The following is a 13,295-nucleotide window of genomic DNA, read 5'->3' on the forward strand; positions in this document are numbered from 1 at the left end:
ACTACCTTATTTGAATTTGTTTTTCATGCACGCTTGCCGAAAGGACACTTTCAAAGCCTGTTCGCAAATATTGTTGTCCAAAGGTACACCTGGTTCCCTGAGAAAAAGGGTCAACGCCTCCCAATGTTTGAGCATGTAGCCAATAGCCTGGCCCAGCCCGCTGTTGGGCTCCACCAAATGTTGGTCTATTTGTTTGTGAAACCAGGTGTTGAGCTTTTTCATCAGCGGACCGCTGTTGTCCTGATGAAACCGCAGCCGTTCTTCAGCTTCCATGTTCTGTTCTTTGGTAATCTTATCATTTTTATATACCTCTGCGAGGATTTCGAGTACATAACTGCACTCTTCCGGGAAGCTTTGCAGTACGTCAACAAACTGTCTTCGTCCATGTGTAAGACAATTTGCCAGCAGAGTTTCGAATTCTTTGGGAACATTTCTGGACAGAGCATCACACATCTGAATGGGTGGGCTCAGACCAATACGACGCTTAAGTAAATCCATCAAGTTTTCTCCGGCATGCTGACGGCCGGTAAAAAACAGTGCAATTTTATGATCATCGGTTTTTGACAGTATACCCGTGGTAAATATACCTTTACGTTCCGGGTTATTTTCTTTGTTTTCCTTCATCAGGGACAAAACCTTCATAGTGGTGTCATCATTATGAATGATATCGCCCTGAGCGCCCTGACGGATAAATTCCTGATAAATCGGAGTAAGTTCCATTGCCATTTGATCGACAATCTCGAACTGTGTCGATGCAGGCAATGGTATGCCAAGACTTTGCTGAAGATCTTTAAGTCTGTTAAATGGCATACCGGTACCATATTTCAAAAGAGCAATCATGGCCTTGGCTTTTGCATCATATTTGTCTTCACCCACATTTTCAGGTGTCGATGCGGTGAAAATTGCTCCACAGAGATTACAGCGTAAACGCTGCATTTCATAGACAGTTCCACTTAATGGAGCGTTTCCGGTGATGCGTATGATTCGCTGCGGCTCCTTTAATTCATATACCTTGCCCTTTAAACATTCAGGGCAGTTGTCTCCAGGTTTAAGAGTATCATGGAAGACTCTGACTTTTTTTGCCCCGGTATAATTTTTAGCAGGTTTGCGGCCATGACCTTTTTTAGCTTTAACAGAATTCTTCTTTTTTGGGTGAGCCTTTGTTTTTCCAGTTTTTTCGGTAGTTGCACCAAACAGCATGCGCAACAGCCGTCGTATGGAGGCGGCTTTATTGTCCACACACTGACTTAAAAGGTAGATAGTGTCAGCCATAGCCTTGATGAGTTCATAGTCCTCAGGTGGCAACAGTTCTTTAACACGCTTTAAAAGAGCATCTAACTGCTTGACGTCCAGGTCTATACGTTCCGGGGTCTTCACTGTGTGTCCCCCCGTAAAAGGCTGCGAAAATTTTTGGCTAATGGATATCCCCAAACAGCCTTTATAGATCGGTTCGGTTTAAATGTCTGATCATTTTTACCCCTGCCGGTGGTGTCTCCAAGATACTTCCAGTTCGCAGCCTTGTAACAGGTACCGGCAAAACGGGTTTTGTCCACAAAAGTTTCAAGGTACCAGATGGGATGATTGTAGATTTTACGCCAATCCAGGGCCAAGATTTTTATCATGTGACCAAGAAGATGGGAGGCCAGATGTGGTACGCGCACCCATGGTAGAATTAAAAATCGTGTATTATACGCCAAAAGGTGCAGATTTTTTTTACGCGTCTTCGCATCCCAGCCGATAAACCTGTCCCTGCAGCCTATATGCCTCGCTGCAGAAGACCAGGCAAAACATGCTATTGGCCGCCCATCAGTATAAACGATGTATTTCAGCTGTTCGCCCACTGGATGGCAGTAACCCAGATAATGGTAATACTCGATCAGGCTGTTGAACATTTTTTCATGCGGGCTTCTGCGTACCTGGCAAAATTCAAGCGGCCGTATTTTGGCTAATTTTGTTTCCAGTAAAGTTTGATTGATCTGAATTTTTTTAGGTTTTCTACGTTCTACAAATGGATTATGGGGATTACATTTTTTGTCCGGCAGACGTATGAATCCTGCACGGTGCAGTTCTAACATCATACCCCGACAGACCATATCACGCAATGCCCCATTGGCCTGGACCCAATTCCAGGCTATGCACAGTTTTCTGGAAAGCGCCCGGCGGCTGGCATCCGGATTTTGAGCAATAAGCTCCTTGATAAAAATAATATCTTTGTCAGTAACGACTCTGCCTCTATACGTAAACATGGGCATCAAATATCACATTTTTTACTGGAACGCAAGTCATTAAATATTTTTTTCTATTTTTTTACAGGAATTGGCCGCCACAATGGTGCAACATGAGCCTTTACAGGATTACCGTTCCAGATCAGAAGCTGCAGTTCATGAACGGCCAGAGGCCTGACCGCCTCACCGGATTTGTTTGGCCACCAGTTGAAACGTCCCTTAGACAGCCTTTTCTGACACATCCAGAATCCTTGGCCATCATACATAATGATCTTTATGGCAGTTGCCTTTTTATTACGAAAAATAAAAACATACCCTGAAAATGGATCGGAGCGCAGCACCTGCCGACAAACAGCATTTAGACCGTCGATACCTTTTCTGAAATCCACCGGGTCTATGGCCAGCAGGATACGCATTTGCGGAGTTATCTGAATCATGGCTGACTCCAAAACTGTTGGGTTATATTGATCAAGTCAGAACTGTCCGCAATTTGCATTGTCATCCTGGCACCGTTCTGATGTTGCATCTCGATAATGCCCTTGAAAGGCAAAGGGGCTTGGGCTACATCAAGTTCGATGAAAGATGCCGTCGGCACGGACGGATTTGGTGATATATTCTGGACGTAATGCTTTAGCTTGGTATGGTTGAGGCTCAAGGCTTTTGATATACGGTGCAGAGAATAGGCAGGGTATAACGAGGCAGCGGCTTCCCATAATGCTTCCGGAATGGCTTTACCTCTATCCCGGCTGTTACGCCATTGTTTAAATTTTTCCCGTACTTCATCCAGACTGTACTCGCCTGAAGGCTGCATAAGATTCATCGGTCATCCTCCTTATATAATATTACGTGATTTGAATGACCGATACTACCTTATTTGAATTTGTTTTTCATGCACGCTTGCCGAAAGGACACGATTACCACAGTGGATGATTTCACAGCTCAAGAGGAATGGTCAAATTGGTTATTTAATTGAGAGTCAATTGGCGAAAAAAGATTTTTTGAATTTGCCGGATGATTACGAAATTGATAGTTAAGATCGGACAAATTAAAGGAAGTAACAGGCAAGATTTATCAGCAATGGTGATCAATGTGAGGTTGTAAAAATAATATATTTTGGTGAATGCCCTATTCAACGTGCGGCATAAGTTATAAACATATTAATATTGAATTTTAACAGTATGTTAATGAGATACAAAAAAGTTATAAACATTTTATCAATAAGTTATGAACATTTTAGAATGGTATTATTATTTATTAAATCAATTAGTTAAGTTGTTTATGAACATTTTTATGATAAACAGAAACATATTTTTTTTATTTACTATTATTTTTTTAATTTTCAGGATTATTTATAGCTCAAAAGCGCACCTTAAAAAACCTTGTTTTTTGTCTTGACAATGGGGAGTACCTTAATGTCCCGCCTTGCAACGAGTCTGCCATTGGCAGAAACACAAACATTAAAAGATGGGCGATACAAGGTATCAGGGGAGGATAGCGAAGAGCGAACGAACCTGAGATAAACATTCGGAAGTCTTAGCAGATCATAGTACCGATGATTAAGAATTGAACTATCTTGATCGGAAAGGTGGGGAAGTGATGCCCAAGCGACCCACTGCAGGGAAGGTGAAGCAGGGTATAACGTTTTTTTGGCAGGAATTATGGGAGATACACAGATGTCACAAACCATATCAACAAAAAGCCGAGAAATTGCAAGAACGGTCGCTTGCAATTCCAGACCGATAGAATGGGGACAACCACCGGTGTTAACAGGTGGGTCATCCCTTATCAAAATCGAGCTGCTTGCTCAAAGTAATCCTGAACTGGTATTTACATCAGTAGTCCATCGGATAGACTTTGATTTACTGAAACAATCCTTTCGTAAAATTCGGAAAAGCAAATCTGCAGGAGTGGACAAGGTTACGGCAAAGGAGTATGCCGAAAATCTTGATCAAAACCTCTATAATCTGTATGAACGACTGCGGAGAGGACAGTACGTTGCGTCTCCTGTAAAGCGTATCTGGATAGACAAGGAAGGAGGGAAAAAGCGTCCAATTGGCATACCTGTACTTGAGGATAAAATTGTCCAGAAAGCAGCAGCAGCCATATTGAATGTCATATTTGACAGGAATTTTTACAATTTTTCCCATGCATTCAGAAAAGGTCGGAGCCAACACATGGCAATCAAAGATTTACGTGAGCAATGCTTGAAGCAGAATATCAGCTGGATAGTAAGCGCAGATATTACAGGACTATTTGACAATATTAATCACGAGTTACTTAAAGACATGATACGTCGGAGAGTAAGTGACGGCGGAATGATTCGCCTGATAGGGAAGTGGTTGAATGCAGGCGTAATGGAGGAAGGCAACCTGACGTACTCTGAAACGGGCACTCCACAGGGAGGAGTAATTTCCCCTGTGCTCAGTAATATCTTTCTTCATTATGTTTTAGATGACTGGTACGTGAAAGAAGTGATCCCCCGGATGAAAGGGAGATGCTCCATCATACGCTGGGCGGATGATTTCATCCTCGGGTTCGAGTATGAAAAAGACGCATTGCGTGTCATGGATGTATTACCCAGGCGGTTCGAACAGTTCGAGCTGTCACTTCACCCGGAAAAGACAAAACTGATTCGATTTTCCAAACGCATTAGCGGAAAGGGAAACGGGACGTTTGATTTTTTAGGGTTTACATTTTACTGGTCAAAATCATTAAAAGGGTACATGGTAATAAAGAAAAAGACGGCAAGAAAGCGTTCAAGCCGTTTTATGAAGAGAATATGGATATGGTGCAAGGATAACCGTCATAAGCCAATGGCCGAGCAGTATGAGATTCTTTGCAGTAAACTGCGAGGTTTTTACCAGTACTTTGGAGTAATAAGTAACTACAAAGTGCTGGAAGTTGTGTTTGAATATACTGAGAAAGCATGGCGTCGATGGTTAAGCCGAAGAAGTCACAAGGGCGAAGTAATGTTCGAGGACTTGCGCACAACATACCCACTGCCATTACCCAGAATAGTCCATAATATTTGATGCCGTAAGGGCTGCAAAGTTATACGCCAAACGGGGTGTCGCCTGTTTGGTTGATAATCCGGTAAAAAGGATTTGAACCGAGGAACCGTATGAGGGAAATCTTCACGTACGGGTCTGTAGGGGGGGCGTCGGGTAACCGATGCTCCTACCTGGAACCCGACCGCCAACCGCGGTGCTTTTTTTGAAACGCTCTCTTCCGCATAAATGTTGTCGTTTGCGGAAGGTCTTGCCCCGCATGTTGGCGGCCGGTGAGTTCATCGTTAGTGATCAAATATAATAAGTAATCATAGAGTTGGAGTAAATATATGGCGTATGTTAATGAAAGACCTAATATCCCCGCAGAAATCCGAAGATCCGTAGAAGTTGAGGCTGGTCATACTTGTTCTGTTAAAAATTGTATAGAACATAGTTACTTAGAAATACATCACATCAATGAGAATCGAAAAGACAATAGAAGAGAGAACCTTATATTACTTTGTGATAAACATCATAAAATGGCGCATAAGGGTATTATTGATAGAAAAGCTCTTAAGGAATACAAAAAACTTTTATCTGAAAATAATATCTCAACAGCTGTAAATGTTGACTTAGAGGAAATTAAAAGGGTTAAAGAATTTATCACAGAGTATCAGTATTTGTTCTCATGCTTATTTCAAAATGGTAGAGAGAACGCTTATTTCTTCGACTCACAAGCCTTTTCCCTTCTTGATTGTTTATTCAATATTGCTTGGATTGCAAATCCATTAAGGTCCTTTAACTCAAGAGCCCAAAAACTACAAGACGAAATTATTCACAATCTTCAACAGATTTATCATTCGTTTGATTTAGATAAGTATCAAGACATCGGGAAATCCTTAAAATATATGGCTCCTTATAATTTACCTAACCGAGATGAAGATATAGAGAATCGTAGGGAAAATATGGAAAAATGGATTCGTAAAATTTATGAATGTTCAGACGAAATCTGAGCTGTATGGTGGACATTTTGTCGACGACTTTATTGGACACTTTTTAAAAAATCGTACTGATTTTTAGCGCGCAGAAAAACACTACGATTATTCCACCACAAGGTTTTATTTTTACCTTTTTCTTTTAAGGATAAAAGCATTTTTGAGACATGATCTTCAATAGTCCCTTTTTTTTGCCAGTCCAAAAGAGTCAATATTAAGTTGCCGGAATGATCCTGCTCAATTTTACAGTTTCTTTTTTCAAATAGAAGCGTACGCATTTTTTGGAGGGTACATTTATTGCCATCAACTTTATTATAATACTGCCCCCCTAATTCTTTTAAAAAATACTCATAAGCAAGCCTGGCTACCATAACACAATAAAATTCAAATTCAACTTTTACTGGATCAAGACCAAAAATCTCATCTATAAAATAACTGGAAACAAGATCCTTGATCCCATTTTCAATAACCCAACGAAAACGATATTTACGGAGAATGTCTTTTGAATGAAGTTGCAGGTTGGTAGAACTAAAACACCGTATGTTTTCAGTTTTTTTTTCTCGATCTCTAAGAATAACAATTTTCATTTCAAGCCCTGTTTTGGGTAATTTGACTTGTATTGCCTTGAATTCGTCATCCTTGTTAAAGGGTTCCCATTCTTCATCGCTGTCTGTAGCAGGTTTGATTAATTTAAGAATTTGTTTATTTTTTTTTAGACAAATAAAAATATCACCATTTTTAAAAACAACCTTCTTATAATAATGGAAGTCTTTTTCTTTGGTATATTCTGAATCAATATAAAGTTCTTGTACGGCTAAGGGATCTAAAATTGGAAGAATATTTGTGTCCTTTCGGCAAGCGTGCATAGCGCAAAAAAAAATTTGGCGTAGGTAAGCAGTCAGCGGTTAGGTGCCTGTTTTTTGCAGGCACCCGGCTGATCAATCAGGATGGAAATATTAAAAAGTGATTTTATGCTTCAGGATTGTCCGGTTCAATCAGTGCGGATTTATAATTCCACGGCATCCATTTATCTGGGGATTCTGACAACTCAGAGGCATGTTCCAGCAGTGCTGTCAGGTAATCAAAAGGATTGGTACCGGATAAATTACAGGTATGAATCAGACTCATGAACAGATCACCTACCATGGCACCATGCTCAGTTTTATAAAACAGAGCATTCTTGCGATGCAGAACGACCTTTTTCAAAGCCTGTTCGCAAATATTGTTGTCCAAAGGTACACCTGGTTCCCTGAGAAAAAGGGTCAACGCCTCCCAATGTTTGAGCATGTAGCCAATAGCCTGGCCCAGCCCGCTGTTGGGCTCCACCAAATGTTGGTCTATTTGTTTGTGAAACCAGGTGTTGAGCTTTTTCATCAGCGGACCGCTGTTGTCCTGATGAAACCGTAGCCGTTCTTCAGCTTCCATGTTCTGTTCTTTGGTAATCTTATCATTTTTATATACCTCTGCGAGGATTTCGAGTACATAACTGCACTCTTCCGGGAAGCTTTGCAGTACGTCAACAAACTGTCTTCGTCCATGTGTAAGACAATTTGCCAGCAGAGTTTCGAATTCTTTGGGAACATTTCTGGACAGAGCATCACACATCTGAATGGGTGGGCTCAGACCAATACGACGCTTAAGTAAATCCATCAAGTTTTCTCCGGCATGCTGACGGCCGGTAAAAAACAGTGCAATTTTATGATCATCGGTTTTTGACAGTATACCCGTGGTAAATATACCTTTACGTTCCGGGTTATTTTCTTTGTTTTCCTTCATCAGGGACAAAACCTTCATAGTGGTGTCATCATTATGAATGATATCGCCCTGAGCGCCCTGACGGATAAATTCCTGATAAATCGGAGTAAGTTCCATTGCCATTTGATCGACAATCTCGAACTGTGTCGATGCAGGCAATGGTATGCCAAGACTTTGCTGAAGATCTTTAAGTCTGTTAAATGGCATACCGGTACCATATTTCAAAAGAGCAATCATGGCCTTGGCTTTTGCATCATATTTGTCTTCACCCACATTTTCAGGTGTCGATGCGGTGAAAATTGCTCCACAGAGATTACAGCGTAAACGCTGCATTTCATAGACAGTTCCACTTAATGGAGCGTTTCCGGTGATGCGTATGATTCGCTGCGGCTCCTTTAATTCATATACCTTGCCCTTTAAACATTCAGGGCAGTTGTCTCCAGGTTTAAGAGTATCATGGAAGACTCTGACTTTTTTTGCCCCGGTATAATTTTTAGCAGGTTTGCGGCCATGACCTTTTTTAGCTTTAACAGAATTCTTCTTTTTTGGGTGAGCCTTTGTTTTTCCAGTTTTTTCGGTAGTTGCACCAAACAGCATGCGCAACAGCCGTCGTATGGAGGCGGCTTTATTGTCCACACACTGACTTAAAAGGTAGATAGTGTCAGCCATAGCCTTGATGAGTTCATAGTCCTCAGGTGGCAACAGTTCTTTAACACGCTTTAAAAGAGCATCTAACTGCTTGACGTCCAGGTCTATACGTTCCGGGGTCTTCACTGTGTGTCCCCCCGTAAAAGGCTGCGAAAATTTTTGGCTAATGGATATCCCCAAACAGCCTTTATAGATCGGTTCGGTTTAAATGTCTGATCATTTTTACCCCTGCCGGTGGTGTCTCCAAGATACTTCCAGTTCGCAGCCTTGTAACAGGTACCGGCAAAACGGGTTTTGTCCACAAAAGTTTCAAGGTACCAGATGGGATGATTGTAGATTTTACGCCAATCCAGGGCCAAGATTTTTATCATGTGACCAAGAAGATGGGAGGCCAGATGTGGTACGCGCACCCATGGTAGAATTAAAAATCGTGTATTATACGCCAAAAGGTGCAGATTTTTTTTACGCGTCTTCGCATCCCAGCCGATAAACCTGTCCCTGCAGCCTATATGCCTCGCTGCAGAAGACCAGGCAAAACATGCTATTGGCCGCCCATCAGTATAAACGATGTATTTCAGCTGTTCGCCCACTGAATGGCAGTAACCCAGATAATGGTAATACTCGATCAGGCTGTTGAACATTTTTTCATGCGGGCTTCTGCGTACCTGGCAAAATTCAAGCGGCCGTATTTTGGCTAATTTTGTTTCCAGTAAAGTTTGATTGATCTGAATTTTTTTAGGTTTTCTACGTTCTACAAATGGATTATGGGGATTACATTTTTTGTCCGGCAGACGTATGAATCCTGCACGGTGCAGTTCTAACATCATACCCCGACAGACCATATCACGCAATGCCCCATTGGCCTGGACCCAATTCCAGGCTATGCACAGTTTTCTGGAAAGCGCCCGGCGGCTGGCATCCGGATTTTGAGCAATAAGCTCCTTGATAAAAATAATATCTTTGTCAGTAACGACTCTGCCTCTATACGTAAACATGGGCATCAAATATCACATTTTTTACTGGAACGCAAGTCATTAAATATTTTTTTCTATTTTTTTACAGGAATTGGCCGCCACAATGGTGCAACATGAGCCTTTACAGGATTACCGTTCCAGATCAGAAGCTGCAGTTCATGAACGGCCAGAGGCCTGACCGCCTCACCGGATTTGTTTGGCCACCAGTTGAAACGTCCCTTAGACAGCCTTTTCTGACACATCCAGAATCCTTGGCCATCATACATAATGATCTTTATGGCAGTTGCCTTTTTATTACGAAAAATAAAAACATACCCTGAAAATGGATCGGAGCGCAGCACCTGCCGACAAACAGCATTTAGACCGTCGATACCTTTTCTGAAATCCACCGGGTCTATGGCCAGCAGGATACGCATTTGCGGAGTTATCTGAATCATGGCTGACTCCAAAACTGTTGGGTTATATTGATCAAGTCAGAACTGTCCGCAATTTGCATTGTCATCCTGGCACCGTTCTGATGTTGCATCTCGATAATGCCCTTGAAAGGCAAAGGGGCTTGGGCTACATCAAGTTCGATGAAAGATGCCGTCGGCACGGACGGATTTGGTGATATATTCTGGACGTAATGCTTTAGCTTGGTATGGTTGAGGCTCAAGGCTTTTGATATACGGTGCAGAGAATAGGCAGGGTATAACGAGGCAGCGGCTTCCCATAATGCTTCCGGAATGGCTTTACCTCTATCCCGGCTGTTACGCCATTGTTTAAATTTTTCCCGTACTTCATCCAGACTGTACTCGCCTGAAGGCTGCATAAGATTCATCGGTCATCCTCCTTATATAATATTACGTGATTTGAATGACCGATACTACCTTATTTGAATTTGTTTTTCATGCACGCTTGCCGAAAGGACACCAACTTTTTCAAAACAGGTACAAGTCAATTTTATGCCAGGAAGATATATATCTAAAGGAATTGGTGCGTTATATCCACTTAAACCCGTTGAGGGCGGGTCTTGTGGAAGATATGAAAAGCCTGGATAAATATAAGTGGTGCGGTCACAGTGTTCTTATAAATAAAGCCAGTGAGGAATGGCAGAATATCGATTATGTTTATAAACTGTTTTCCGGCAATAAAAGGGTATCGAGCGTTTGTGGAAAAAGGTATAAGCGCAGGTAAAAGGCAGGATCTTACCGGTGGTGGATTATTAAGGAGTATAGGCGGCTGGTCGGTTCTCAAAGATTTTCGCAAAGCAGGCATACGTGTTAAGGGAGATGAACGCATTTTAGGTGACAGTGATTTTGTTGAAAATGTTTTAAAGGCCGCCGAAGAAGAATTTGAGCAGAAATATGAATTACAGACCTCGGTATTTGAATTCGACAATGTTTTTATAAACTTTATTTCTAACTTATTGGATTAATTTAAACAACATGATGGCATAAAAATTGCCGTGTCCAATTTTTATGCAGCTTTACACTATAGTTTTAATTATAAATATATTCAGATTATTAGATGTCATAGCGTCTAATTAATATTGCTAAAAGTACGAGGTCTAAATTAAGAGCCAAAGGTTATGATTTCAATCGGGTAATACAGCGGGTTGCCGAAGTGATGGGCATGGAGATTGAGCAGGTAACGGCTTTCGGGAAATCACCGCCAACAGTGAAAGCGCGAAGTCTTTTATGTTTTTGGGCTCGTCGAAAGCTCGGCATGACAACCATTGAAATTGGAAAAAAGCTGAATATATGCCAATCAGCGGTAAGTCGTTCATCCATAAGAGGTGAAAAAATTGAAAGAGAAAACAGATTTGAGTTGATAGCGTAAAAACGCATAATATCATAGACGTCCCCATTGCTTTACTGGGGCCACGTCTTTTGGAATCGGTATACCAGAAATGCATGGCGATTGAACTGTCAGATATGGGTATGAAGGTTGAGACTGAAGTGGAAATTCCAGTTGTCTATTCCGGCAGAAAAATTACTGACATTGGGTTTCGGATTGATTTACTTGTTGAATCAACAGTTATAGTGGAATTGAAATCAGTTGAGGCAGTAAAGGCTGTTCATAAAAAGCAACTCCTTACTTACTTGAAATTGACAGAGAAACCACTTGGACTTTTGATAAATTTTAACGAAGTTTTGCTCAAGAATGGAATAACAAGAATCATCAACACACCATAAGGATAAAAAAACTCTCGCAGAGTCCGCAGAGGGGAACGCTCTTTTTTTTTAAATAATATTTTTTCTCTGTGTCCTCTGAGAGCTCTGTGAGAGATAAGCTTTTGGTTATTTTCTTGATTACGGCTATAAAGATGGCTATAATGGATAAAAAGATAATATATCAAGGAGGTGATAATAATGCAAAAGCAATTTTCCATAGCTGAAGCAAAAAACAGACTTCCCACCATTGTTCATTATGTCGAAAAGGGGCCATATGTCGAGTTGACCAGACGAGGAAAACCGGTTGCAATATTGCTGTCGATTCAAGAATATGAACGGCTCAGTCGCAAATATACGGGTTTTTGGAATGCCATTTCGGAATTTCGGCGAAAAACTGAGGATGAAGGGATTGAGATTTCTGACAGGGATTTCAACGGGCTTCGAGATCTGTCTTCCGGAAGAGGAATTGAGTTAAGATGATGAAATATCTCATTGATACAAACGTACTTTCAGAGGCCGTGAAAACAGTCCCTGATAAATCGGTCATGAATATGCTTGAAAGACGCCAGCACGAAATAGTCACTGCTGCTCCGGTTTGGCATGAACTTCAATTTGGTTATCAGCGCCTTCCGCAGTCCCGTAAACGTGAAATTATTGCTTCATTTCTTAATGACATCGTTAAACGCACGATGCTTATTCTTCCTTATGACGACAGGGCAGCAGAGTGGCATGCCGGGGAACGTGCCAGATTATCCTCAAAAGGCTTAACTCCGCCATTTGTTGATGGACAGATTGCGGCAATATCCATGGTGAATGGTCTGATTCTGGTAACACGGAACATTGATGATTTTAAACAGTTTTTAAGGCTGAAAATTGAAAACTGGCATAATGCATGAAAAGGGCACAGACGGAATAGTTGATCTGGTCAAGCAAAACCGGGCTGTAAAACCTATTGTAACAGCGTTAATTCTCGCAGAGAATCCAAAAATACTATGCCACGCCAAGCCAGACTCGACGCCCCAGGTGTACTGCAGCACGTAATGGCCAAAGGCCGGAAATCAGGGAAAAGCATTTGGATATAATAGCCTGCATATGCTCATAAATTCAGCAAAAGATCTTAAGGTGTATAAGGCTGCCTATGAACTGGCCATGGAGATATTTGAATTCAGCAAAGCATGGCCATTTGAAGAAAAATATTCTCTGACAGATCAAATCAGGAGATCATCACGATCGGTATGCAGCAACCTCAGAGAAGCTTGGGCAAAACGTAGATACGAGGCTCATTTTATAAGCAAATTAACCGATGTTGATGGTGAAAACAGCGAAACTGATACATGGTTAAATTTCGCCAGAGATTGTGGATATTTAAGTATAGCGGATCATGATCGTTTAACGGAAAGATGTAGATCAGTAGGCAAAATGCTCGGTTCAATGTTAAAAAATCCCGGTCCATTCATCCTGAAATCCTGACCTCCGACCTCCGACCTCCGACCTCCGACCTCTGATCTCTGATCTCCGACCTCTGATCTCTGATCTCCGACCTCTTTCAAGGGTC

General features: G+C 41.5%; 17 protein-coding genes. 8 read left to right on the top strand and 9 right to left on the bottom strand.

Annotation, left to right across the window (positions count from 1 at the left end):
• Nucleotides 1–6: 6 nt before the first annotated feature.
• The 4 genes from BuS5_RS04520 to BuS5_RS04535 are packed head-to-tail and all read right to left on the bottom strand — an operon-like array spanning nucleotide 7 to nucleotide 3,045.
• A complete protein-coding gene (locus BuS5_RS04520; RefSeq protein ID WP_274428039.1) occupies nucleotides 7–1,377 on the bottom strand; it encodes an IS66 family transposase in 1,371 nt (456 codons plus the stop codon).
• Nucleotides 1,374–2,246: a DUF4338 domain-containing protein gene (locus tag BuS5_RS04525; RefSeq protein ID WP_274427633.1), complete on the bottom strand. Its 873-nt coding sequence runs from the start codon at nucleotides 2,244–2,246 to the stop codon at nucleotides 1,374–1,376. Before BuS5_RS04525 ends, BuS5_RS04520 begins: the two co-directional genes overlap by 4 nt.
• Before the next feature lie 53 nt (nucleotides 2,247–2,299).
• Nucleotides 2,300–2,662 (bottom strand): IS66 family insertion sequence element accessory protein TnpB, encoded by a 363-nt coding sequence (gene tnpB, locus BuS5_RS04530; protein WP_274427634.1) that lies wholly within the window; start codon nucleotides 2,660–2,662, stop codon nucleotides 2,300–2,302.
• Nucleotides 2,659–3,045 (bottom strand): hypothetical protein, encoded by a 387-nt coding sequence (locus tag BuS5_RS04535; RefSeq protein WP_274427635.1) that lies wholly within the window; start codon nucleotides 3,043–3,045, stop codon nucleotides 2,659–2,661. The genes tnpB (BuS5_RS04530) and BuS5_RS04535 overlap by 4 nt, the downstream gene beginning before the upstream one ends.
• An 838-nt stretch (nucleotides 3,046–3,883) precedes the next feature.
• Between BuS5_RS04535 and ltrA the strand changes: the two genes are divergently transcribed.
• Nucleotides 3,884–5,257, top strand: coding sequence for a group II intron reverse transcriptase/maturase (gene ltrA / locus BuS5_RS04540; protein ID WP_036019348.1), 1,374 nt, complete (start codon nucleotides 3,884–3,886; stop codon nucleotides 5,255–5,257).
• Nucleotides 5,258–5,562: 305 nt separating this feature from the next.
• On the top strand, nucleotides 5,563–6,225 hold the full coding sequence (locus BuS5_RS04545) for an HNH endonuclease signature motif containing protein (RefSeq protein ID WP_274428040.1): 663 nt from the start codon (nucleotides 5,563–5,565) through the stop codon (nucleotides 6,223–6,225).
• 29 nt (nucleotides 6,226–6,254) lie between these two features.
• On the opposite strand, the gene BuS5_RS04550 is transcribed toward BuS5_RS04545, so the two are convergent.
• The 5 genes from BuS5_RS04550 to BuS5_RS04570 all read right to left on the bottom strand — a co-directional run bounded on the left by BuS5_RS04550 (nucleotide 6,255) and on the right by BuS5_RS04570 (nucleotide 10,404).
• Nucleotides 6,255–7,073 carry a transposase gene (locus BuS5_RS04550; RefSeq protein WP_274428041.1) on the bottom strand — a complete coding sequence of 273 codons (819 nt, stop codon included), beginning with the start codon at nucleotides 7,071–7,073 and terminating at the stop codon, nucleotides 6,255–6,257.
• Nucleotides 7,074–7,176: 103 nt separating this feature from the next.
• Nucleotides 7,177–8,736 carry an IS66 family transposase gene (gene tnpC / locus BuS5_RS04555; protein ID WP_274427632.1) on the bottom strand — a complete coding sequence of 520 codons (1,560 nt, stop codon included), beginning with the start codon at nucleotides 8,734–8,736 and terminating at the stop codon, nucleotides 7,177–7,179.
• Nucleotides 8,733–9,605: a DUF4338 domain-containing protein gene (locus BuS5_RS04560; RefSeq protein ID WP_274427862.1), complete on the bottom strand. Its 873-nt coding sequence runs from the start codon at nucleotides 9,603–9,605 to the stop codon at nucleotides 8,733–8,735. Before BuS5_RS04560 ends, tnpC begins: the two co-directional genes overlap by 4 nt.
• Nucleotides 9,606–9,658: 53 nt before the next feature.
• Entirely contained in the window at nucleotides 9,659–10,021 is a 363-nt protein-coding gene (gene tnpB, locus BuS5_RS04565) for an IS66 family insertion sequence element accessory protein TnpB (protein WP_274427634.1), read from the bottom strand.
• Nucleotides 10,018–10,404 (bottom strand): hypothetical protein, encoded by a 387-nt coding sequence (locus tag BuS5_RS04570; RefSeq protein ID WP_274427635.1) that lies wholly within the window; start codon nucleotides 10,402–10,404, stop codon nucleotides 10,018–10,020. Before BuS5_RS04570 ends, tnpB (BuS5_RS04565) begins: the two co-directional genes overlap by 4 nt.
• A 285-nt stretch (nucleotides 10,405–10,689) precedes the next feature.
• Between BuS5_RS04570 and BuS5_RS04575 the strand changes: the two genes are divergently transcribed.
• From BuS5_RS04575 to BuS5_RS04600, 6 genes are all read left to right on the top strand, one after another.
• The gene (locus BuS5_RS04575) at nucleotides 10,690–11,001 is read left to right on the top strand and encodes a hypothetical protein (protein WP_274428042.1); all 312 of its coding nucleotides are present in this window, start codon (nucleotides 10,690–10,692) and stop codon (nucleotides 10,999–11,001) included.
• A gap of 197 nt (nucleotides 11,002–11,198) precedes the next feature.
• Nucleotides 11,199–11,405 (top strand): hypothetical protein, encoded by a 207-nt coding sequence (locus BuS5_RS04580; protein WP_274428043.1) that lies wholly within the window; start codon nucleotides 11,199–11,201, stop codon nucleotides 11,403–11,405.
• A gap of 35 nt (nucleotides 11,406–11,440) precedes the next feature.
• A complete protein-coding gene (locus BuS5_RS04585; RefSeq protein WP_255342839.1) occupies nucleotides 11,441–11,761 on the top strand; it encodes a GxxExxY protein in 321 nt (106 codons plus the stop codon).
• 177 nt (nucleotides 11,762–11,938) lie between these two features.
• Complete coding sequence (locus BuS5_RS04590) at nucleotides 11,939–12,220, top strand: type II toxin-antitoxin system Phd/YefM family antitoxin (RefSeq protein ID WP_035266663.1); 282 nt, start codon at nucleotides 11,939–11,941, stop codon at nucleotides 12,218–12,220.
• Nucleotides 12,217–12,636, top strand: a complete 420-nt coding sequence (locus BuS5_RS04595; protein ID WP_027355085.1) for a type II toxin-antitoxin system VapC family toxin — start codon at nucleotides 12,217–12,219, stop codon at nucleotides 12,634–12,636. Before BuS5_RS04590 ends, BuS5_RS04595 begins: the two co-directional genes overlap by 4 nt.
• 196 nt (nucleotides 12,637–12,832) lie before the next feature.
• The gene (locus tag BuS5_RS04600) at nucleotides 12,833–13,210 is read left to right on the top strand and encodes a four helix bundle protein (RefSeq protein WP_027355086.1); all 378 of its coding nucleotides are present in this window, start codon (nucleotides 12,833–12,835) and stop codon (nucleotides 13,208–13,210) included.
• Nucleotides 13,211–13,295 lie beyond the last annotated feature (85 nt).

The sequence above is a fragment of the Desulfosarcina sp. BuS5 genome, assembly GCF_028752835.1.
GTDB lineage: Bacteria > Desulfobacterota > Desulfobacteria > Desulfobacterales > BuS5 > BuS5.